Below are 20,373 nucleotides of genomic sequence, written 5' to 3'. Positions count from 1 at the left end.
TCATCATAGCGATCGTCCGAGGCGCGCAGCGGCCTCGTCGGGCTGAGCGGTGATCACACGGGCGGGGGCCTCTCCGGGAGCGGAAGCCCGGAGTCCGTCGGCCTCCGTGCCGTGCCGTGCCTCAGCCGGCCGGGAGGGTGTCCGCGCGCCGGCAGTGCAGGAAGAGCTGCGGTTCCGGGACGGCGTCCGGGTGCGCGGGCGTGAACAGCACGTCCTCCCGGCCCAGGACCTCCAGACCGGCCTCCTCCACCACGGCCGTCAGGTCCGCCGCGGCGAAGCTGGTCACCCGTACGGGCTGCCCCATGAAGACGCCCTCGGCGGCCTCCACGTCCAGCGGCACGGTGGCCAGCACCAGGTGCCCGCCCGGCTTCAGCGCCCGCGACAGCCGCCGGACCACGTCCGTCTGCTCGGCCCGGCCCATCTGGAGCAGCGCGAAGTACACGCAGACCGCGTCGAAGGAGCCGTCGGCGAGCGGCAGTTCGCGGATGTCGGCGCACCGGAAGGCGGCGGCGGGCACCTGCCGGGCCGCCAGCTCGACCATGACGGGGGAGACGTCCACCCCCAGCACCTCGTGGCCCGCCCGCACCAGCGTCTGCGCCGTCGGCCGCCCCGTCCCGCTGCCCACGTCCAGCACCCGGCTGCCGGGCGCGAGCCGGCCGAGCAGCCACTCCAGCGACCGGTGGTGCGCCTCGGAACCGGCGAACGCCTGCTCGTAGGCGGCGCCCAGCGCGTCGAACACGGCGGCGGCCCGCGCCCGCTGCTGCTCGTCGGTCACGATCGGCCTTTCGGTGGTCGGTACGGGCATCGTTCCACCAGGGGCGAGGGCGGGCAAGGCCCCTCGAAGTCCGCCTCGGCGCCTGCCGGGACTTCAGCGCGGCGGCCCGTGCGCCGCCGCCCACCACGGCCGCCCCGCCGGCAGCGGCCCGCCGCCGCGTCGCAGCAGCCGGTACGCCGCGCCGACACCGGTACGCCGACGCCGGTACGCCGACGTGGACGAGCGGCGCCCCGGAGGCCTGCTCGTGGTGGGCTTTCGACTCCCTCGTCGTCCAGCCCGACACCCGTGGCCTGCGGCTGGACTGCTCACCGGCCCTCGGCGACACCGTCCGCCCGCCCGGCCGCGCCCGTCCCGGGCCGGCCCCCGTCCCTGGGCGACGCCTTACCCGGCTGCCCGTTCGTGTCCCGCTGCCCGTACGTCGCCCTCGACCCGCGCCTCACCGCCGCCCAGTGCCTGCGCACCACCCCTGCGCCTGCACGGCCGGGACGAGTCCCTCGCCGGGCACCTCCTGGAACGCGTCGGCCTCGGGGAGCGGGAGGCCGGCGCCCGGCCCCGGCGCCTCTCCGGCGGCCGGCGGCAGTGGCTCGCCATCGCACGGGCGCTCGCCGTGGAACCGGGCATCCTTGCCCTGGACGAAGGCGGTGGCCGCCCTGGACGTGTCGATCCAGGCCCGGATCCCCCAACTCCTCGACACCGTCCGCCGGGACACGGGCGTCGCCCTGGCCTTCGTCAGCCACGACCTGGCCGTCGTCCAGCACATCACCGACGAGGTACTGGTCATGCGCCGGGGGAGCGTCGTGAGGCAGGGACCCACCCCCAGGGTCCCCGCCGATCCGGCGCACGCGTACACGCGGCTCCTGCCGGCCGCCGTGCCCCGCGAGGGCCGGGACCCGGAGCGGGCGGTACCGGCGCGTGTCCGAGCCCGGCATCCCCCAGCGCGCCGGGCGTCCCTGAGCGGGAGTGCGGAGCGGGCGCCGGCCCTGCGCGGCCGGACGCCCCTCAGCGAGGCCGCGCCCCGTCCAGCGCCAGTTCCACCAGCCCCGCCACCAGCCCCTCGTCCAGCGGCGCCCCGCTGAGCAGCGCCCGTACGAACAGCGGCCCGCTCACCGCCTCGATCAGCAGACCGGCATCGGTGCCGGGGGCCAGCTCACCGCGCTCGGCACCGCGCCGGACCATCACCACCGCGCGGTCCAGCCGGTCCCGCCAGTACGGGCCGCGCCGGTCGTCCAGCGTGACGTCGCGCTCGACGCTCAGCCGCAGCAGGGCCTGCCCCTGCGGGGTGGCGAGCAGCCGCGCCAACTGGGTGAAGAAGGCCAGCAGGTCGTCCCGCAGCCGCCCGGTGTCGGGGATCGGCAGGGCGGAGTCCAGGCCCTCGGTCAGTGCGTCGAGGATCAGGTTCTCGCGGGTCTTCCAGCGGCGGTAGACCGACGTCTCGTGCACCCCGGCCGCACGGGCGACGGCGGCGACCGTCGCCCCCGCCAGGCCCTCGCTCGACAACAGGTGCACGGCGGCGGCCAGCACCGCCTGCCGCATCGGCTCCCCCCGTCGGCGCAACGGCGGGGCGGCGGAAACGGGGGAGTCCTTCGGCGCGGTCATCACCCCAGCCTAAAGCAACTCGGCTTGCATTGGGTGTACGGTCAACGCAAGACGACCTGCGATACGCGTGGGGTCGCCGCCGTACCGAGGAGGTCCTGTCATGGCGCGGATGCTCGCCGCCCGTCTGCACGTCCCGAGCCGCACCCTGCGGCTGGAGGAGGTGCCCCGCCCCCAGCCCGGTCCGGGTGAGGTGCTGGTCAAGGTGGAGGCGGCCGGGGTCTGCCTCTCCGACGTCCATCTCATCGACGGCACGCTCACCCCGCTGTTCCTCCGGGGCGACACCGTGACCCTCGGCCACGAGGTGTCCGGCACGATCGCAGAGGCCGGCGAGGGCGTCACCGCCTGGACGCCCGGACAGCGCGTGGTCCTGTATGCGGGCGAGGTCCGCGACGGCGTCACCTACACCAGGGGTGTCGACTACGACGGCGGCTGGGCCGAGTACGCCCTGTCCGCCGCGGACGCGCTGACCCTGCTGCCCGACGCCATCCCCTTCGACCAGGGCGCGATCATCCCCGACGCGGTGTCCACGCCGTGGGGCGCGATCACCGAGACCGGCGCGGTCCGGCCCGCCGAGGCGGTCGGCGTCTGGGGGGCCGGCGGGCTCGGTGTGCACGCCGTGCGGTTGCTCCGGGCCGTCGGCGCCTGCCCGGTGATCGCCGTCGACCCCAACCCCGTCGCCCGCGCCCGCGCCCTCGCCGCCGGTGCCGACCTCGCCCTCGACTCCGCCGACCCCGGCCTGCGCGAGGCCGTCGGCAAGGCGACCAGCGGGGCCGGGATCGCCGCCGCCTTCGACTTCGCGGGCGTGCCCGCCGTGCGCGAGCAGGCCGTCTCCGTCCTCGCACCCAAGGGCCGCCTCGTCCTGGCGGGGCTGACGGACAAGCCGCTCACCGTCGCCGACGGCACCCGCTTCAGCTACCTCCAGCAGCGCATCCTCGGTCACTACGGCTCCGACATGCCGGTGGCGCTGCCGCAGTTGCTGCGGCTGATCGAGGGCGGCCGGCTGGACTTCTCCGAGTCCATCAGCGGCGTACTGCCGCTGGCCGAGGCCGCCGAGGCGGTCGCGCGGCTGGAGACGAAGGAAGGTGACCCGATCCGGCTGATCCTGCGCCCCTGAGCCGACCGGACCGCGCCCTGTCGAAAACGCGCGTCGAACACGCCAACGCGTCGCCGGAACTGGCGCAAACGAATGTTGCGGCCGTGTTTCACAGGGCGCAACCTGTGCGTCAGGAGCACATTGGGAGCGCTCCCATGGCGACGCTCCCGCGCTCCCGCACCCCACCCTCCTCATCGGCCCCCCACCCGGAAGAAGGAGATCATGACTTGTCATGAGCCCGACATTAGTGCCGTGTCGCGGACCGGACGGCGCCGCGTCCTGACGCTCGCCCTCAGCGCGTTCGCCGCCGCCCTGCTCGCCCTGATCCCCTGGAGCGGCACCGCCGTCGCACACGGTTCCGTCGTCGACCCCGCCTCCCGCAACTACGGCTGCTGGCTGCGCTGGGGCAGCGACTTCCAGAACCCCGCCATGGCCGAGCAGGACCCCATGTGCTGGCAGGCGTGGCAGGCCGACCCCAACGCCATGTGGAACTGGAACGGCCTGTACCGCAACGGCTCCGCCGGGAACTTCCAGGCGGTGGTCCCCGACGGACAGCTGTGCAGCGGCGGCCGGACCGAGGGCGGGCGGTACAACGCCTTGGACGCGGTGGGCGCCTGGAAGACCACGGACATCGCGACCGGCGACTTCACCGTCCACCTGTACGACCAGGCCAGCCACGGCGCGGACTACTTCCTCGTCTACGTCACCAAGCAGGGCTTCGACCCCGCCACCCAGCCCCTGACCTGGAGCAGCCTCCAACTCGTCGCCCAGACCGGAAAGTACGCCCCCGCCAACACCTACGACATCCCGGTCAGCACCTCGGGCCTGAGCGGCCGGCACGTCGTGTACACGATCTGGCAGGCGTCGCACATGGACCAGACGTACTTCCTGTGCAGTGACGTGAACTTCACCTGAGCCCGGTGCCCGGCGGGCGGGGCCGTACACGATGCGGCGCACTTGTGCCGGAAGACGACGGTCCCGCCCGTGCCGTGCGCTATACGTCCAGCATGGACGACTACTACGACCTGGGAACCCACGGCCGGCCCGTGACGACGACGTCACGCGAGGCCCAGACCTGGTTCGACCGGGGCCTGGTGTGGACGTACGCCTTCCACCACGAGGAGGCCGTCGCCTGCTTCGAGGCCGCCGCGGCGGCCGACCCGGACTGCGCCATGGCGTACTGGGGCATCGCCTACGCGCTCGGGCCCAACTACAACAAGCCCTGGGAGGCGTTCGACGGCCGGGAGCTGGCGCTGACGGTGGAGCGGACCCACGCCGCCGTGGAGCGCGCCCACGCGAAGGCCGGTGCGGCCACCCCCGTCGAGCGCGCCCTGATCGGCGCCCTGCGCGCCCGCTACCCGAGGGCCGAGGCCGTCGAGGACTGCGCGGTGTGGAACCCGCCGTACGCCGACGCCATGCGCGCCGTCCACGAACTCGCCCCCGACGACCTGGACGTCGCCGCCCTCTGCGCCGACGCGCTGATGAACCTGACGCCGTGGCGGCTGTGGGACCTGCGCACCGGCCGCCCGGCCGAGGGGGCCCGCACCCTGGAGGCCAAGGCGGTCCTCGACCGCGCCCTCGCCACCGAGGCCGGCCGCGACCACCCGGGCGTCGTGCACTTCTACGTCCACCTGATGGAGATGTCCCCCACCCCCGAGGCGGCCCTGACCGTCGCCGACCGGCTGCGCCACCTGGTCCCCGACGCCGGGCACCTGCTGCACATGCCCTCGCACCTGGAGGTCCTGTGCGGTGACTACCGGCGCGTGGTCTCGGACAACGCCGCGGCGATCGCCGCCGACGAGAAGTACCGGGCCCGGGCCGGATCGATGAACTTCTACACCCTCTACCGGTCGCACGACTACCACTTCAAGGTCTACGGCGCGATGTTCCTCGGCCGCCTCCAGGACGCCCTGGAGACCGTGGACCGCCTGGAGGCGTCCATTCCGGAGGAGTTGCTGCGGGTGGAGAGCCCGCCGATGGCCGACTGGCTGGAGGGCTTCCTCGCCCTGCGCGCGCACGTACTGATCCGGTTCGGCCGCTGGGCGGACATCCTCGCCCTGCCGCTGCCCGCCGACCCGCGGCTGTACTGCGTGACGACCGCGATGCTGCGCTACGCGCGCGGGGTGGCCCTCTCCGCCACCGGCCGCGTCACCGAGGCCGAGCGCGAGCGGGAGCTGTTCCGGGAGGCCCGCGCGCGCGTGCCCGCCTCCCGCACCCTGTTCAACAACACCTGCGCCGACCTCCTCGCCATCGCCTCCGCGATGCTCGACGGCGAACTGGAGTACCGCAAGGGCGACCACGAGGCCGCGTTCGAAGCCCTGCGGCGCTCCGTAGAACTGGACGACGGCCTCCCGTACGACGAGCCGTGGGGCTGGATGCAGCCCACCCGGCACGCGTACGGCGCCCTGCTCCTGGAACAGGGGCGGGTGGCGGAGGCCGAGGCGGTGTACCGGGCCGACCTGGGCCTGGACGACACCCTGCCGCGCGCCCTCCAGCACCCCGGCAACGTCTGGGCGCTGCACGGGCTGCACGAGTGCCTGGTGCGGCGCGGCAAGGACGGCGAGGCCCGGATCGTGGCCCAGCAGCTGCGGACGGCGACCGCGCTGGCGGACGTGCCGGTCGAGGCGTCCTGCTTCTGCCGCCTCGACCGGAACTCCTGCTGCGCCTGACGGCACCCGTCCGGTGCCCGACGGCAGCCGTCAGTCGTCGAGCGCGTCCTTCACGTCCCCGAGGTCGACGAACTTGAAGTTGGTGACGGCCGTCTCGCCGTCCCCGGGGGCGTCATGGCCGTCCTGCACGACGAGCAGCCCGTCCGGGTAGCGCGACCCGAGCGGCTGGTCGAGCACGGCCGCCCCGTCGCACTCCTCGGAGCCGTCCAGCGCGGCCGAGGCGGCGGTGACCCGGAAGCCGCCCTCGTACTCGTTGCCCTCACCGGTCTCGCGGTCGTACGCGGCGAAGGAGTCGTCGCCCTGGCTGGAGGCGAACAGGTAGCCGTCGCCGTCGTCCTCCTGGAGCAGCGTCAGCCCCTCGACGTCGGCGGAGATCCGGGTGCCGCCGTAGCCGGGGTCGGTGCCCGCGACGCACTCCTCGGTGCTCTCGTCGTACGTGCCCGGTACCCCGTACTCCCGCACCTTGTCCAGCAGCCGGGGCGTGCCGGTGAGGTCGGCGCGCAGCCGCCAGATGCCGACGTCCTCCTGACCGGCGTACAGGACGCCGTCGGCCGGGTCGACGACCATGCCCTCGACCTGGGGGAGTTCGTCGGGTTCCGCGCACGGGGACCAGGCGGTGCCGTCGGGCAGGCGGAAGGAGGACGGCAGGTCGAGGGTGCGCACCTCGCGGTAGCCGACGGTGCCGGAGGCGGTGGGGGTCAGCTCCAGCAGGGCGAGGGTGGTGCGCTCGCGGCGGCTGACCAGGGCGTAGGAGCGGCCGGTGGAGCGGTCGGTCCAGGTGGCCAGGCCGTACGCCGTGCGCTCCTCGTTGATCTCGGCCTGGTCGGCGGAGAACACCGGGGCGGCGGCCGGGTCGGTGACGTCCGTCAGCGGACCGGCGGGGGAGGAGGGGTCGATGCGGTAGATCCGCAGACGGTCGTTGCCGCGGTCGGTGGTGACCGCGAGGTCGGCGCGGCCGGTGCCCAGCTTCACGCCGTGCACCAGGTCCACGTTGTTGAAGCGGCCGGGCGCGTCCTCGGGCGTCGGACCGGCCGGCGCCGCGATCGACTGCACCAGCCGCGCGTCGAGGTCGTAGACCCGCAGCCCGCCCTCCTTGGCCGTGGCGACGACCAGGCTGCGGTCCGGGTCGGCCGCGTTCCGCCAGATCGCGGGGTCGTCCGCGTCGGCGTTGCCGCCGGCCTCGTCGTCGCTCAGCGGGGCCGTCTCGGCGCGGGGGTGTACGGTCGGCAGGGCCGTGGCCTGGCCGTGCCGCGCGACGGCCGGGCCGGCCGGAAGGACGACGGCGGCCGCGGTCAGGACGGAGACGGCCAGCCGTCCGAAGGGGTGCCTCACCGGTACTCCTCGTAGGTCGGAGACATGACAACACGGTACGTCTTGTGATCTTGGTGGCGCAGGGGGTCGGCCGGGCGTTCTCCCGGTGACGGGACGATGTCCGGAGGGGGAACGGAGCGCGTCCCGCCGTGGCGTCTATACGATGGCGCCTCGGGAAACGGACGGCGGCGGAAGGGAGACGGACCGTGGCGGATCACCCGCGTCCCCGCAGGGGGCAGGGCGAACTGGAGGCGCTGGTGCTGTCGGCGCTGGCCGAGGCGGACGGTCCGGCGACGGCCGGCTGGGTGCAGGAGCGCCTGGGCGGCGGCCTCGCCTACACGACCGTCATCACCATCCTGACCCGGCTGCTGGACAAGGGCGCGGTCACCCGGGAACGGGCCGGCCGCTCCTTCGCCTGGACCCCCGCGGCGGACCAGGCGGGCCTGGCCGCCCGCAAGATGCGCAAGGTCCTGGACGGGGAGAGCGACCGCGAGGCCGTCCTGGCCAGCTTCGTCACCGGCCTCGACCCCGACGACGAGCGGCTGCTGCGCGACCTGCTGGGACAGTCCCCGGACGAAGGGGAAGACTGACGCCTCATGGGGCTCTTCGTCTTTCTTCCGCTGGTCCTGCCGCTGACGGCATGGCCGGTCGCCCGCCTGGCCGAACAGCATCTGCACCCCCGGACCGCGACCCGGCTGCTGACCGCCGTGGCCGCGGTGATGGCGCTGTGCAGCACGGTCTGCCTGGGGCTGGTGATGGTGGTCGGCACCGCCCAGCTCCCCGGCAACCCGCTGCCCGACGGCTGGTCCGACCCGGAGGTGCGGGCCGCCGTGCCCTTCGACGAGGTGGCCGGCAAGGCGGCGATCCCCGCGCTGTGCGCCGTCGTCGTGGCCTGCGCACGGGCGCTGTGGCGGCACGGCCGGGTACGCCGCCGCGCTCATGGCGCGCTGGCCGGACTCCCCGGCACCTCGGTGGCCGTCCTGCCGGACGACGTCCCCTACGCCTACGCGCTGCCCGGCGGCCGGCGCGACCGGGTGGTCGTCACCACCGCCCTGCTGGAGCGGCTCGAACCCGCCGAGCGGCGGGCCCTGTTCGCCCACGAACGGGCCCACCTGGCCGGCCGGCACCACCGCTTCCTGCTCGCGGTCCGGCTCGCCGCGCTGGCCAACCCGTTCCTGAGGCCGCTGCGCACGGCGGTGGCGTACACCGCCGAGCGCTGGGCCGACGAGGAGGCCGCCCGGGTCACCGGCAGCCGCCGGGCGGTGGCCACCGCCATCGGCAAGGCGGCCCTCGTCTCCCGCGGCACCCCGGTCGCCACCCTGGCCGGCCTCGCCGCGCCGGGCCCGGTGCCGCGCCGGGTGGCGGCCCTGCTCGGGCCCGCCCCGGTGGCACGCCGCCGCCCGTCGGTCTTCACCTCGGTGGGCCTGGCGGCGTGGGCCGCGGCGGCGGGCACCGCCGCGTCCGTGATGTCGTCCGCGAACGCGACGGTGACGATGTTCCTGATCTTCCGGGCGGCCTTCTGAGGAGGTTCTGACGAGGCCGGTGCCCAGGCGCTCAGTACGCGCGCACGGCGACCACCCGGGCGTGCCGTGCGCCGTGGGTGGCGTCGACCCGTAGCCGCAGGGCACGGACACCGCGCAGGCCGTTCCCGTCGAAGCGATGGACGCGGTGGCGGCGGTTGTCCCGCTCGGTGACCACGGTCCGCCAGACGTCCCGCGCGTCCAGCGCCTGCAGACGGTAGTGGCGCACCAGTTCCGGCATGGGTGAGCAGGCCGGGTCGCCGGCGGGCGAGGAGTCGGGGGGCGGGGGGATGCCGTCGCGGACGCACAGGGCGGCGGCGGTCCCCGCGGCCTCGCCGTAGGTGGCGCAGGTGGCCATGACCCGGGTGGCGCCGAAGGCGATGTGGGTGGCGGAGATGTTGCGGCCGGCGAACAGGAGGTTGTCGACGTCGACGGAGTACAGGCAGCGCAGCGGGATGTGGAAGATGCCGTCGGCGTGCCGCTGGCGTGCTCCGGGGCCCTCGGCGTACATCCCGGCGACGGGGTGCAGGTCGACGGACCAGCGGCCGAAGGCGACCCGGTCCTCGAACTGCCGCTGCTGCAGGATGTCCTGCTGGGGCAGGGTGTGGTCGCCCACGAAGCGGCGGTACTCGCGTTTGCCGGGCAGCGAGCCGACCCGTTCCAGGGTGAGGGTGTCGGCCTCGAACCGGCCGGAGTTCTTGATGTGGTCCCAGATCCCCATGACCAGGGACTGCTGGGCCGGCCGTGGTGGTGCGTCCGGGACCGCCGGGCCGGTCGCGGGGGTGCGTCTAGGCATCGCAGGGCCGGACCGGTGCCGGGTCGGCGGCTGCCGGGACGGCAGCGGTGGTGGGGACCCGGAACACGCCGCGCCCGGCGCGCGCGACGAGCAGCGCCAGCAGTACGAGGGCCCCGCTCGCCCACAGCGGGCCGGATGCCCCGGTGCCGAGGGTGGCCGCGGCGACGACCGGGCCGGTGGCGGCGCCGACGTTGAGCGCGGCGGTCGCGCAGGAGCCGGCCATGGTGGGGGCCGCCGCGGCCTCGTACAGGACCCGGGTGATCAGCGTGCCGCCCAGCGCGAAGGACAGCGCGCCCTGGAGGAAGACGAGGGCGAGCAGCGCGGCCGGCCGCTCGGCCAGCAGGGCCAGGGCGGGCCAGCCGGCGAGCAGCAGGGGGCCGCAGACCGCGACGACCGGGCCGGGGCGGCGGTCGGCGAGCCGCCCGGCGACGGTGATCCCGGCGAAGGAACCGGCGCCGAAGAGGACCAGGGCGACGGAGATCCACAGCTCGCCCAGTCCGGCGGGGCCGGTCACGACGGGGGCGAGGAAGGTGAAGCCGGCGAAGGTGGCGGCGTTCACCAGGGCGCCGAGCAGCATGACCAGGAGCAGCCGCGGACGCGCCAGCTGGGCCAGCTCCGCGCGCAGCGCCGGCCGGCCGGCCGTGTCCTGCCGCACCCGGCGGGCCGGGAGCGCGGTGAGCACACCGACGGCCGCGGGCAGGCAGAGCGCGGCGACGGCCCAGAAGACGGCCCGCCAGCCGAGCAGCGTGCCGAGTGCGGAGCCCCCGGGGACACCGGCGACCATGGCGACCGTGGTGCCGGACAGCAGTACCGCGAGGGCGCGGCCCTTCCGGTCGGGGGAGACCAGGGTGACGGCGGTGGTCAGGGCCACGGCGAGGAACCCGGCGTTCGCGAGGGCCGCGGCCACCCGGGTCGCGAACAGGACCGGGAAGCCGGCGGTGACGGCGCCCACGGCGTGGGCCGCCGCGAACACGAGGACGGACCCGAGCAGGCTGGAGCGTCCGGACCGGTCGCGGGCGAAGGCGGCCATGAGCGGGGCGCCGACGACCATGCCGATCGCGAACGCCGGGGTGAGCATGGCCGCGGTGCCGACGGAGACACCGAGGTCCGAGGCGATGTCCGGCAGCAGGCCGGCGAGCATGAACTCCGAGGTGCCCATGGCGAAGACGGCCAGGGCGAGCAGGTACAGGGCAAGAGGCATCGAGTGGCTCCGAGGTGAGGGCGAGCAGGAGAAGGCCGGCTCGTCACCGCGGTCAGCACCCGACCAGGAGTGCGGTGGTGCGCGTACTCAGTGGTGCAGGGGGCTGACGGCGTGACCGAAAGCCCCCACCTCGTCCGACTCGGGGCTCGACATGGGCCGCACGGTACCCGAGCGGCGCCGCACTGGGCACCTCGGTTTCACGACGACGGTGCGGGGCGGACGGCCAGGACGGCGATGTCGTCGGCGCTGTCGGCGCCCAGGCCGATCAGCAGTTCGTCGCAGAACGTCTCCAGCGGCTCGCGGGCCAGCGCCGCCGCGTGCCGGCGCAGCCGGTCGAGGCCGCGGTCGAGGGGTTCGTCGCGGCGCTCGATCAGGCCGTCGGTGTACAGCAGCAGGGTCGAGCGGGCCGGCAGTGCGGTGCGCGCCGTGCGGCGGGGCATCGTGGGGTCCATGCCGAGCAGCAGACCTGACCCCTCCTCCAGGTAGCGGGCCTCGCCGTTCCAGGTGGTCAGCAGGGGCGGCGGATGACCGGCGGCGGAGTGCTTCAGCTCCCACGGGCCCCGCGCGGGTCCCTTGACGAGACCGTAGAGGCAGGTGGCGGTGGCCTCCCGGTACAGACTGTGGTTGGCCAGGTCAAGCCGGCGCAGCACCACCTCGGGCGGTTCCTGCCGGTCCACGGCGATGCCGCGGAGCATGCTGCGCAGCTGGCTCATGGAGATGGCCGCGTCCAGGTTGTGCCCGGTGACGTCGCCGATGACCACGGCGGTGTCACCGTTGGGGACGACGAAGCTGTCGTACCAGTCGCCGCCGACCTGCGCGGTGGTGGAGGACGCGGCGTAGCGGGCGGCCAGCTGGAGGTTCTCGACCTCCGGCAGCACGGGCAGCAGGGAACGCTGGAGGCGCTGCGCGATGTTGCGGGTCTCCTGGTACAGGCGGGCGTTGTCCACCCCCAGGGCCAGCCCGCGCACCAGGTCGTCGACGAGCACCAGGTCGTCCTCCGTGAACGGCCGCCGCCCGGCCGTACGGGCCACCGTCAGGGCGCCGAAGATCTCCCGGCGGGCCCGCAGCGGCGCGACGACGGCGCTGCCCGCGCCGAGCCCGCGGAACAGCTCCCGGTAGTCGGCGTCCAGCGCGCTGCCGACCTGACCCGCAGGCGGGGCGTCGGCGAGCAGCAGCGGCCCCGCGCCGCGCAGCACCCGGGCCAGCGGGCCCCGGGACGACTCGGACACCGGGGGGAGCCGGCCCTCGTACGCCCCGGGACGCAGCCCGCGGGGGTCGCGGTGGACCACACAGGCCCGTTCCACCCGGGCGTCCTCGGTGAACAGATCCACCGCGCACCAGTCGGCCAGCCGCCGGGTCAGCAGCCGGCCGACCGAGCGCAGCCCCTCGCCCAGGTCCAGCGTGTTGTTCAGCGCGGCTCCCGTGTCGGCCAGCAGGGCGAGCCGTTCCAGCGCGCTCAGGTCCGTCCGCCCGCCGCCCGTGCTCCGGCGGGGCTCCGGGGCGGCCGGCGCGGACGCCCCGCCGTCCTCGGGGAGCGACGGCTGCGCGCTCCGGCCGGGCGGGGCCGGCGCGTCGACGGACGTGGTGGCCCGGGGCGAGAGCTGGGCGACGAAGACGGTCCGGCCGTCGGCCATCTCCTGGGTCTCGATGTACAGCCGTACGGGCACCACCCGGCCGTCGCGGTGCAGCGCCGGCAGCGGCACGGAGCGGCCCACGATGCGTGCCCGTCCGGTGAGCAGCAGCGAGCTGAAGGCCACGCTGTGGCGGCGGCGCAGATGCTCGGGGATGAGTGTGGTGAGCCGCCGTCCGACGAGTTCGTCCGGCTGCCAGCCGAGCAGGTCCGCGGCGGGCCCGTTCACCGCGATGATCCGGTTCCCGGCGTCGGCGGCGATGACCGGGGACCTGCCGGCCCGCACGGCTCCGGGGTCCCAGGGCACCAGCTCCGAGGCGCTGGCGTCCGGCTCGCGGGGCACCACGGTCCACGCCGTGGGGCGTTCCCCGGCGAGCTGGCCCAGGATCTGTTCGAACATCCAGTCCTGGAAGGCCCGGCCGCGCGGCAGCGCCGGCAGGGTGAGCAGACGTTCTTCCCGGGCCGCCTCCTCGGCCAGGTCCAGCACCTGGCGCAGGGTCCGCACCGCCGGCGCGGCGTCGGCCGGCAGCGGCAGGCGCAGGGTGGCCAGATGCGCCTCCTGGGGCGGCCGCTCCGACGCGGCCGCGACACAGGCGCTGAGCACGTGGTCGATGTCGGCGGCGGTGACGAGGTCCTCGGCGCGCACCCCCGGCACGTCACCGGCCGACGCGACGAGGGCCAGTTCGCGCAGCACCGCGTGCCGGTGCTGCTGGGCCGCCGAGCACAGGGCGCTCGGCACGTCGACGAGCGTCACCGTCGTACCGGAGCCGCCGCACGGCTCGGCCGTGACCCATCCGGGCGACGGCGCCGGCGGGCCGTCCGGCCACAGCTCGAACCACACCGTCTTGCGCCGGCCGCCGGTCTCCGCCTCCGCCCCGTGGCGCGACGCCAGCCGCTCCACCAGGGCCAGACCCTGCCCGGTACCGGCGTACGGCGGGTAGCGCCGCGGTACGGGGCCGCGGCCCGGCCGGTCGTCACTGACCCGCACCCTCACCCTGCCGTCGTCGACGCCCACCGCCACCTCGGCGGCCGTGCGCGCGTGCAGCACCGCGTTGGTCACCAGCTCGCCGGTCAGGAACTGGGCGGTGTCGGCCAGCTCCGGCGCTACGCCGTCCAGCGCGGCCCGTACGAACCGCCGGGCCGCCGCCGCGCTCCGGGGCGCCTCGGGGAACCACCGTGACACGCTCTCCGGCCGGTCGACGTCGCCCATGACACCAGTGTGCCGCGCGGTGCCCGGCCCGCACCTCGGGTTCCGGCGCCGCTCGCGGACCCGGCCCGGTTCATTCCATCAGCCCGGCGGCGAGCGCCGCCCCCAGTTCCCAGCAGGCCTCCAGGTCGGCCTTGCCGGGGTCGCCGGTGACGGTCACCGGCGGTGCCGCGCGCCGCCAGCCGAGCCCGGTGGTGACCGTGTCGAGGGCGCGCACCGCGCCCGTGGTGTCGCTGCCGCCGTGCACGTACGCGCCGAACGGCCGGCCGCGCGTCTCGTCCAGGCACGGGTAGTAGACCTGGTCGAAGAAGTGCTTGAGGGCGCCGGACATGTAGCCCAGGTTGGCCGGCGTGCCCAGCAGGTAGGCGTCGGCCGCCAGTGCGTCGGACACGGTGGCCGCCAGCGCCGCCCGCCGCACCACGCGGACGCCCTCGATCTCCGGCGCGGACGCCCCGGCCACCACGGCTTCCAGCAGGGCCTGGCAGTTGGGTGACGGGGTGTGATGCACGATCAGCAAAGTGGCCATCCCCGCAGCCTGCCGCTCCCCACCCGGCGTCGGCAAGGAACGGGGGCATCGCGTCGGGGGCCGGCGTCCGCGTCCGCGGCCGTAGGCCCGGCCTCTCGTACGTTCGTACGCCCTTCCCCTCGGCCCACCGCCCCCTAAACTGACGCGCGCCCGCCCACCGCCCCGAGGAACGGACCGTCTGCCGCATGCCCCAGCACTGGACCACGCGGGTCGAGACCGCCGCCGATGTCCCCGCCGTCCGCGACGTCGTTCTCGACGCCTTTCCCACGGCGGAGGAGGCCGATCTCGTGGACGCGCTCCGGGCCGATCCGGACGCCTGGATCGAGGGACTGTCCCTCGTCGCCGTCGACGGTGACGACCGTCCCGTCGGCTACGCCCTGCTGACCCGCTGCCACATCGGCGGGAGCCCGGCGCTCTGCCTGGCGCCGTGCGCCGTCCGCCCGGAACGGCAGCGCGAGGGCGCCGGGTCGGCGGCCGTCCGGGCGGCCCTCGACGCCGCCCGGCGCGCGGGCGAGGCCCACGTCGTCGTCCTCGGGCATCCGGAGTACTACCCCCGGTTCGGCTTCGGCCGTGCCTCGGCGCACGGCATCGGCCTGAGCATCGAGGTCCCGGACGAGGCGCTCATGGCCCTCACCCTCGACCCCGGCCGGCCGCTGCCCGCGGGGACCGTCCGCTACGCCGCGCCGTTCGGGATCTGACGCCGGCCACACCCCGGAACCCCGGCGTACGAGCGCGCGGGGCCGCACGCCCAGGACGGGCGTGCGGCCCCGCGCGGCGTGTCCGCGGCGGCTCAGTGGACCGGAGCCGCCGGGCCCTTGTCGGTCGGGGCGGCGTCGCCCGCCTCCTCGGCGAGCCGCTCCATACCGCTGGTGGTCTTCAGCGGCTTCTCCTTGATGAAGACCACGGCGACCAGCGCCAGCAGGGCGAACGGCGTGGCGACGAGGAACAGGTCGGCGGTGGCGACCCCGTACGCGTGCTCCACGATCTCCCGCATCGGACCGGCCAGCGTCGACATGTCCGGGAGGCTCTCACCGCCGCCCGACTCGCCGCCGGCCGCGCCGGCGACGCCGGCCTTCTCCAGGCTCTTGGTCATCTCGTCGGTGACCCGGTTGGCCAGGATCGCGCCGAGCACCGAGGTACCGATGGTGCCGCCCATGCTGCGGAAGAAGGACAGCACGGAGGTCGCGGCGCCCAGTTCGGCGGCGGGGACGTCGTTCTGGGCGGCCAGCACCAGGTTCTGCATCAGCATGCCGACGCCGATACCGAGGACCGCCATGTAGAGGCTGAGCAGCCCGAAGTGGGTGTCGGCGCCGATCAGGGAGAGCAGCGCCAGGCCGGCGGTCATGATGACGGCGCCCGCCACCAGGTACCGCTTCCACTTGCCGGTGCGGCTGATGATCTGGCCGGCCACGGTGGACGACACCAGCAGGCCGAGGATCATCGGCAGGCTCATCAGACCGGCCACCGTCGGCGACTTGCCCAGGGATACCTGGAAGTACTGGGAGAGGAAGACCGTACCGCCGAACATGGCGACACCGACCAGGAGGCTGGCGACCGTGGTCAGCGTGACCGTGCGGTTCTTGAAGATGTCCAGCGGGATGACCGGTTCGGCGGCGCGCATCTCCACCAGGACCGCCAGGGCCAGCAGCAGCACACCGCCGATGACGAGCGCGGCGGTCTGCCAGGAGGCCCAGTCGAACTGGTTGCCGGCCAGCGAGACCCAGATGAGCAGCGCGCAGACACCGGCCACGATGAGGAAGGCGCCGAGCCAGTCGATCTTCACCTGGCGCTTGACGGTGGGCAGCTTCAGCGTGTGCTGCAACAGGAAGATGGCGAGCAGCGCGAACGGCACGCCGATGAAGAAGCACCAGCGCCAGCCCAGCCAGTCGGTGTCCACCAGGACTCCGCCGATGAGCGGACCGGCCACCGTGCCGACGGCGAAGACGGCACCGAAGATGCCGGAGTACTTGCCCAGTTCACGGGGCGGGATGACGGAGGCCATGACGACCTGGGCGAGGGCGGTCAGCCCGCCGGCGCCGATGCCCTGCACGACCCGGCTGAAGATCAGCAGCGCGGCGTCGTGGGAGAAGCCCGCGAGCAGCGAGCCGACCACGAACATGCACAGCGAGAGCTGGAGCAGCAGCTTCTTGTTGAACAGGTCGGACAGCTTGCCCCACAGCGGGACCGTCGCGGTCATCGCCAGCAGTTCGGCGGTGACGACCCAGGTGTAGGAGGACTGGCTGGCGCCCAGGTCGGCGATGATCGTCGGCAGCGCGTTGGACACCACGGTGCCCGCGAGGATCGCGACGAACATGCCGGCCATCAGGCCGGACATGGCCTGGAGTATCTGCTTCTGCGTCATGGAACTGGGCGGCGCGGCGGCGGGCGCCTGCGATGCGGTCACGACAACTCTTTCGACGGTGATGAACGGTGATGAACGGTGCTGGACGGTGTGGAACTGTGGTGATCGGTGCTGACGGTGTGGAACGGGGTGGAACGGCCTGGAACGGTGGTCTCGCGCGTACCGGGCCGGCGGCCTGGTGCCGGTGTCGGGGTCGGGGTGCGCGGTCGGACGGTGGGCGGCGGCGGGGGCCGGGCGGGGCGGGGGAGGACTACGCGGGCGGCGCCGGCAGTCCGGCGGCCAGGAGCGCGAAGACCTCCTGGAACACCTCGCGGAAGGCGCGCTCCTCCTGGCGGGCGCACCAGTGGTCGACGCTCACCCGGACGGCGGTGACCGCCACCGCGGCCAGCAGTCGCGGGTACAGGTCCAGCTCCTTGCGGCGTTCCTCGTGGGAGGCGGCCGGGTCCGGCGGGGCGCCGCCGGGGCCGGAGCGGATCCGTTCGGTGAGGGCCTCGGCCAGTTCGGTCTCGTCGGCCAGATGCGCGCCGAGACTGCGGACGAGGAGGTGCGGCGCCGCGCGCAGCACCTCACCGTGCAGCCGCCACAGCTCGTGCTGCTGCTCGGCCTCGGCCAGCTCGGCGGACATGGCGTCGTGCAGCGCCTGGAGGGGGGACAGTGCGGCCGGCGCGGCGAGCAGCGCCCGACGTACGCGGGCGCCGCTCTCGGCGCCCACCAGGACGAAGACGTCGTCGCGGGTGTCGAAGTAGTTGAAGAACGTCCGCACGGACACTCCGGCCGCGGCGCTGATCGCCTCGACGGTGACTTTCTCCGCCCCGTGCTCCGCCGCCAGACGCACCGCGGCCTCGGTGAGAGCGGCCCGTGTGGCCCGCTTCTTCCGCTCGCGCAGTCCGCCCCCCGCGGCACTCCCCTCCGACATAACTTGCATGCTATGCAAAGATGCACGACATGCAAAATTCGTCCTGTCCGGTCGGGTCGGCCGCGGGGGAGTGACCCGAACGGCCCTGTCGGGTACCCGGCCGGTCCGCGCAGGGTGGTGGGATGTGCACCGGGCGCCGCGGCCGGCCGGTCCCGTCGGCCGCGCGGTCCGGCGGCACCGCGGTCCGCCCCCGGCCCGACCGCCGTCCCGACACGGAAAGGACCCCGGATGTCCGCCGACCCGCACGAGGCGCCCGACCGGCCGACCGACGACCAGTTGACCGGCAACGAACCGACCGGCAACGAACCGACCGGCACCGGACCGACCGGCGGCGACCTGGTCGGCACCGAACCGACCGGCACCGAACCGACCGGCGGCGACCTGGTCGGCGACGGCCTGACCGACGAGGAACTGGCCGCCCTGGACGCCCACTGGCGCGCCGCGAACTACCTCTCCGTCGGCCAGATCTACCTGATGGACAACCCCCTGCTCACCGAGGACCTGCGCCCGGAGCACGTCAAGCCCCGGCTGCTCGGCCACTGGGGCACCTCACCCGGCCTCAACCTGGTCCACACCCACCTCAACCGGGTGATCAAGGCCCGTGACCTGGACGCCCTGTGCGTCTGGGGCCCCGGCCACGGCGGCCCCGCCGTGCTGGCCAACTCCTGGCTGGAGGGCACGTACACCGAGACGTACCCGGACATCACCCGGGACGCGGCCGGGATGGCGCGGCTGTTCCGGCAGTTCTCCTTCCCCGGCGGCGTGCCCAGCCACGTCGCCCCCGAGACCCCGGGCTCCATCCACGAGGGCGGTGAGCTGGGCTACTCCCTCTCGCATGCCTACGGCGCCGCCTTCGACCACCCGGACCTGGTGGTCGCCTGTGTCATCGGCGACGGCGAGGCGGAGACGGGTCCGCTGGCCGCCTCCTGGCACTCCAACAAGTTCCTGGACCCCGTGCACGACGGCGCCGTCCTGCCGGTCCTGCACCTCAACGGCTACAAGATCGCCAACCCGACGGTGCTCGCCCGGCTCCCCGAGGCCGAACTCGACGAACTCCTGCGCGGCTACGGCCACGACCCGCTCCACGTCACCGGCGACGACCCGGCCACCGTCCACCGTGCCATGGCCCGCGCCCTGGACACCGCCCTGGACCGCATCGCCGCGATCCAGCGCGCCGCCCGCCACGACGGCGCCACCGGACGCCCCCGCTGGCCGGTGATCGTGCTGCGCACCCCGAAGGGCTGGACCGGCCCCGCCGAGGTCGACGGCCTCCCCGTCGAGGGCACCTGGCGCGCCCACCAGGTCCCGATGGCCGCCGTCCGGGACAACCCCGACCACCTGCGCCGGCTGGAGCGCTGGCTGCGGTCCTACCGGCCCGGGGAACTCTTCGACGCGAACGGCGCCCCGCGCCCCGCCGTGCTGCGCTGCGTCCCCGAGGGCACCCGCCGCCTGGGCGCCACCCCGTACGCCAACGGCGGACTGCTGCTGCGCGAACTCCCGCTGCCGCCGCTGGACACCTACGCCGTCCCCGTCGGCAAACCCGGCGCCACCCTCCACGAACCCACCCGGGTCCTCGGCGACCTGCTGCGCGACGTCATGGCCGCCACCGCCGACCGGCGCGACTTCCGCCTCGTGGGCCCCGACGAGACCGCCTCCAACCGCCTCCAGGCCGTCTACGCCGCCAACGGCAAGGCCTGGCAGGAGCCGGTCCGGCCCGTCGACGAGGACCTCGACCCGCACGGCCGCGTCATGGAGATCCTCTCCGAACACACCTGCCAGGGCTGGCTGGAGGGTTACCTCCTCACCGGCCGGCACGGCCTGTTCTCCTGCTACGAGGCGTTCGTCCACATCGTCGACTCCATGGTCAACCAGCACATCAAGTGGCTGCGCGTCACCCGCCGGCTGCCCTGGCGCGCGCCCATCGCCTCCCTCACCTACCTGCTCACCTCGCACGTGTGGCGCCAGGACCACAACGGCTTCTCCCACCAGGACCCCGGCTTCGTCGACCACATCCTCAACAAGAGCCCCGAGGCCGTACGGGTCTACCTGCCGCCGGACGCCAACACCCTGCTCTCCGTCGCCGACCACGCCCTGCGCAGCCGCGACTACGTCAACGTCGTCGTGGCCGGCAAACAGCCCTGTTTCGACTGGCTGTCGATGGAGGACGCCAAGACGCACTGCGCGCGCGGCGCCGGCATCTGGGAGTGGGCGGGCACCGAGGACGGCAGCCGCGAACCCGACGTGGTGCTCGCCTGCGCCGGCGACGTCCCCACCCAGGAGGTGCTGGCCGCCGCCCAGCTGCTCCGGCAGCACCTGCCCGAACTCGCCGTCCGCGTGGTCAACGTCGTCGACATCGCCCGGCTGCTGCCCAGCGGCGAACACCCGCACGGCATGAGCGACTTCGAGTACGACGGCCTGTTCACCGCCGACAAGCCGGTCGTCTTCGCCTACCACGGCTACCCCTGGCTGATCCACCGGCTGGCCTACCGGCGCAACGGCCACCGGCACCTGCACGTGCGCGGCTACAAGGAGATCGGCACCACGACCACCCCGTTCGACATGGTCGTCGGCAACGACCTGGACCGCTACCGCCTCGTCATGGACGTCATCGACCGGGTGCCCGGCCTCGTCGTGCGGGCCGCCGCCGTCCGCCAGCGGATGGCGGACGTCCGGCTGCGCCACCACGCGTACATCCGCGAGCACGGCGTCGACCTGCCGGAGGTCGCCGACTGGTCCTGGGAAGCCTGACCCGCGCCGACCCGTGTGAAAGG

The 20,373-nt window shown here is 74.4% G+C and carries 16 protein-coding genes and 1 pseudogene; 8 read left to right on the top strand and 9 right to left on the bottom strand.

The features are described from left to right. Window positions 1–121 precede the first annotated feature (121 nt). Window positions 122–805 (bottom strand): class I SAM-dependent methyltransferase, encoded by a 684-nt coding sequence (locus tag ACIQR3_RS06005; protein ID WP_403534729.1) that lies wholly within the window; start codon window positions 803–805, stop codon window positions 122–124. On the opposite strand from ACIQR3_RS06005, the pseudogene ACIQR3_RS06000 reads away from it, so the two are divergent. Further along, window positions 761–1,689: pseudogene (locus ACIQR3_RS06000) on the top strand (ATP-binding cassette domain-containing protein); the annotation flags it as partial. The gene ACIQR3_RS06005 and the pseudogene ACIQR3_RS06000 sit on opposite strands and share 45 nt — an antisense overlap. A gap of 85 nt (window positions 1,690–1,774) precedes the next feature. On the opposite strand, the gene ACIQR3_RS05995 reads toward ACIQR3_RS06000, so the two are convergent. Continuing rightward, window positions 1,775–2,308 (bottom strand): TetR-like C-terminal domain-containing protein, encoded by a 534-nt coding sequence (locus tag ACIQR3_RS05995; protein WP_403535454.1) that lies wholly within the window; start codon window positions 2,306–2,308, stop codon window positions 1,775–1,777. 163 nt (window positions 2,309–2,471) lie between these two features. On the opposite strand from ACIQR3_RS05995, the gene ACIQR3_RS05990 reads away from it, so the two are divergent. The 3 genes from ACIQR3_RS05990 to ACIQR3_RS05980 all read left to right on the top strand — a co-directional run bounded on the left by ACIQR3_RS05990 (window position 2,472) and on the right by ACIQR3_RS05980 (window position 6,133). After that, complete coding sequence (locus ACIQR3_RS05990) at window positions 2,472–3,485, top strand: zinc-binding dehydrogenase (protein ID WP_403534727.1); 1,014 nt, start codon at window positions 2,472–2,474, stop codon at window positions 3,483–3,485. Between the two features lie 201 nt (window positions 3,486–3,686). Further along, complete coding sequence (locus ACIQR3_RS05985) at window positions 3,687–4,379, top strand: lytic polysaccharide monooxygenase (RefSeq protein WP_403534724.1); 693 nt, start codon at window positions 3,687–3,689, stop codon at window positions 4,377–4,379. A gap of 92 nt (window positions 4,380–4,471) precedes the next feature. Next, complete coding sequence (locus ACIQR3_RS05980; protein WP_403534721.1) at window positions 4,472–6,133, top strand: hypothetical protein; 1,662 nt, start codon at window positions 4,472–4,474, stop codon at window positions 6,131–6,133. Between the two features lie 30 nt (window positions 6,134–6,163). On the opposite strand, the gene ACIQR3_RS05975 is transcribed toward ACIQR3_RS05980, so the two are convergent. Next, window positions 6,164–7,465 (bottom strand): phytase, encoded by a 1,302-nt coding sequence (locus ACIQR3_RS05975; RefSeq protein WP_403534718.1) that lies wholly within the window; start codon window positions 7,463–7,465, stop codon window positions 6,164–6,166. Window positions 7,466–7,650: 185 nt separating this feature from the next. Here ACIQR3_RS05975 and ACIQR3_RS05970 point away from each other — a divergent pair, with 185 nt between their 5' ends. Continuing rightward, a complete protein-coding gene (locus ACIQR3_RS05970) occupies window positions 7,651–8,034 on the top strand; it encodes a BlaI/MecI/CopY family transcriptional regulator (protein ID WP_403534715.1) in 384 nt (127 codons plus the stop codon). Window positions 8,035–8,040: 6 nt separating this feature from the next. After that, window positions 8,041–8,967 (top strand): M56 family metallopeptidase, encoded by a 927-nt coding sequence (locus ACIQR3_RS05965; RefSeq protein WP_403534712.1) that lies wholly within the window; start codon window positions 8,041–8,043, stop codon window positions 8,965–8,967. Between the two features lie 31 nt (window positions 8,968–8,998). On the opposite strand, the gene ACIQR3_RS05960 is transcribed toward ACIQR3_RS05965, so the two are convergent. The 4 genes from ACIQR3_RS05960 to ACIQR3_RS05945 form a co-directional block, all read right to left on the bottom strand. Beyond that, window positions 8,999–9,760 carry an FAD-dependent oxidoreductase gene (locus ACIQR3_RS05960; RefSeq protein WP_403534709.1) on the bottom strand — a complete coding sequence of 254 codons (762 nt, stop codon included), beginning with the start codon at window positions 9,758–9,760 and terminating at the stop codon, window positions 8,999–9,001. Continuing rightward, entirely contained in the window at window positions 9,753–10,961 is a 1,209-nt protein-coding gene (locus ACIQR3_RS05955) for a Cmx/CmrA family chloramphenicol efflux MFS transporter (RefSeq protein ID WP_403534706.1), read from the bottom strand. Before ACIQR3_RS05955 ends, ACIQR3_RS05960 begins: the two co-directional genes overlap by 8 nt. Before the next feature lie 197 nt (window positions 10,962–11,158). Then, window positions 11,159–13,801 (bottom strand): SpoIIE family protein phosphatase, encoded by a 2,643-nt coding sequence (locus tag ACIQR3_RS05950; protein ID WP_403534702.1) that lies wholly within the window; start codon window positions 13,799–13,801, stop codon window positions 11,159–11,161. 70 nt (window positions 13,802–13,871) lie between these two features. Continuing rightward, complete coding sequence (locus ACIQR3_RS05945) at window positions 13,872–14,324, bottom strand: flavodoxin family protein (RefSeq protein WP_403534700.1); 453 nt, start codon at window positions 14,322–14,324, stop codon at window positions 13,872–13,874. Window positions 14,325–14,509: 185 nt separating this feature from the next. Between ACIQR3_RS05945 and ACIQR3_RS05940 the strand changes: the two genes are divergently transcribed. Beyond that, entirely contained in the window at window positions 14,510–15,022 is a 513-nt protein-coding gene (locus ACIQR3_RS05940) for a GNAT family N-acetyltransferase (protein ID WP_403534697.1), read from the top strand. 92 nt (window positions 15,023–15,114) lie between these two features. Here the strand turns inward: ACIQR3_RS05940 and ACIQR3_RS05935 are convergent, their stop codons facing one another. Further along, entirely contained in the window at window positions 15,115–16,686 is a 1,572-nt protein-coding gene (locus ACIQR3_RS05935) for an MDR family MFS transporter (protein WP_403535452.1), read from the bottom strand. A gap of 250 nt (window positions 16,687–16,936) precedes the next feature. Beyond that, a complete protein-coding gene (locus ACIQR3_RS05930; RefSeq protein WP_403534694.1) occupies window positions 16,937–17,611 on the bottom strand; it encodes a TetR/AcrR family transcriptional regulator in 675 nt (224 codons plus the stop codon). Window positions 17,612–17,830: 219 nt separating this feature from the next. Between ACIQR3_RS05930 and ACIQR3_RS05925 the strand changes: the two genes are divergently transcribed. Next, entirely contained in the window at window positions 17,831–20,350 is a 2,520-nt protein-coding gene (locus ACIQR3_RS05925; RefSeq protein ID WP_403534691.1) for a phosphoketolase, read from the top strand. Window positions 20,351–20,373: the final 23 nt, after the last annotated feature.

Origin of the sequence: Streptomyces sp. NPDC090994 (assembly GCF_044768905.1) — a bacterium.
In the GTDB taxonomy this organism is placed as follows: Bacteria; Actinomycetota; Actinomycetes; order Streptomycetales; family Streptomycetaceae; genus Streptomyces.
Note: the sequence above shows the minus strand (reverse complement) of the source record. Positions and strands in the feature narration are given on the sequence as shown.

Excerpts from the sequence above, each read along its gene's own strand:
- ACIQR3_RS05930 (WP_403534694.1), bottom strand. The coding sequence starts at position 17,611 with ATGCAAGTTATGTCGGAGGGGAGTGCCGCGGGGGGCGGACTGCGCGAG.
- ACIQR3_RS05980 (WP_403534721.1), top strand. The coding sequence starts at position 4,472 with ATGGACGACTACTACGACCTGGGAACCCACGGCCGGCCCGTGACGACG.
- ACIQR3_RS05985 (WP_403534724.1), top strand. The coding sequence starts at position 3,687 with ATGACTTGTCATGAGCCCGACATTAGTGCCGTGTCGCGGACCGGACGG.
- ACIQR3_RS05925 (WP_403534691.1), top strand. The coding sequence starts at position 17,831 with ATGTCCGCCGACCCGCACGAGGCGCCCGACCGGCCGACCGACGACCAG.
- ACIQR3_RS05945 (WP_403534700.1), bottom strand. The coding sequence starts at position 14,324 with ATGGCCACTTTGCTGATCGTGCATCACACCCCGTCACCCAACTGCCAG.
- ACIQR3_RS05995 (WP_403535454.1), bottom strand. The coding sequence starts at position 2,308 with ATGCGGCAGGCGGTGCTGGCCGCCGCCGTGCACCTGTTGTCGAGCGAG.
- ACIQR3_RS06005 (WP_403534729.1), bottom strand. The coding sequence starts at position 805 with ATGCCCGTACCGACCACCGAAAGGCCGATCGTGACCGACGAGCAGCAG.
- ACIQR3_RS05940 (WP_403534697.1), top strand. The coding sequence starts at position 14,510 with ATGCCCCAGCACTGGACCACGCGGGTCGAGACCGCCGCCGATGTCCCC.
- ACIQR3_RS05935 (WP_403535452.1), bottom strand. The coding sequence starts at position 16,686 with ATGACGCAGAAGCAGATACTCCAGGCCATGTCCGGCCTGATGGCCGGC.
- ACIQR3_RS05960 (WP_403534709.1), bottom strand. The coding sequence starts at position 9,760 with ATGCCTAGACGCACCCCCGCGACCGGCCCGGCGGTCCCGGACGCACCA.
- ACIQR3_RS05965 (WP_403534712.1), top strand. The coding sequence starts at position 8,041 with ATGGGGCTCTTCGTCTTTCTTCCGCTGGTCCTGCCGCTGACGGCATGG.
- ACIQR3_RS05955 (WP_403534706.1), bottom strand. The coding sequence starts at position 10,961 with ATGCCTCTTGCCCTGTACCTGCTCGCCCTGGCCGTCTTCGCCATGGGC.
- ACIQR3_RS05950 (WP_403534702.1), bottom strand. The coding sequence starts at position 13,801 with ATGGGCGACGTCGACCGGCCGGAGAGCGTGTCACGGTGGTTCCCCGAG.
- ACIQR3_RS05990 (WP_403534727.1), top strand. The coding sequence starts at position 2,472 with ATGGCGCGGATGCTCGCCGCCCGTCTGCACGTCCCGAGCCGCACCCTG.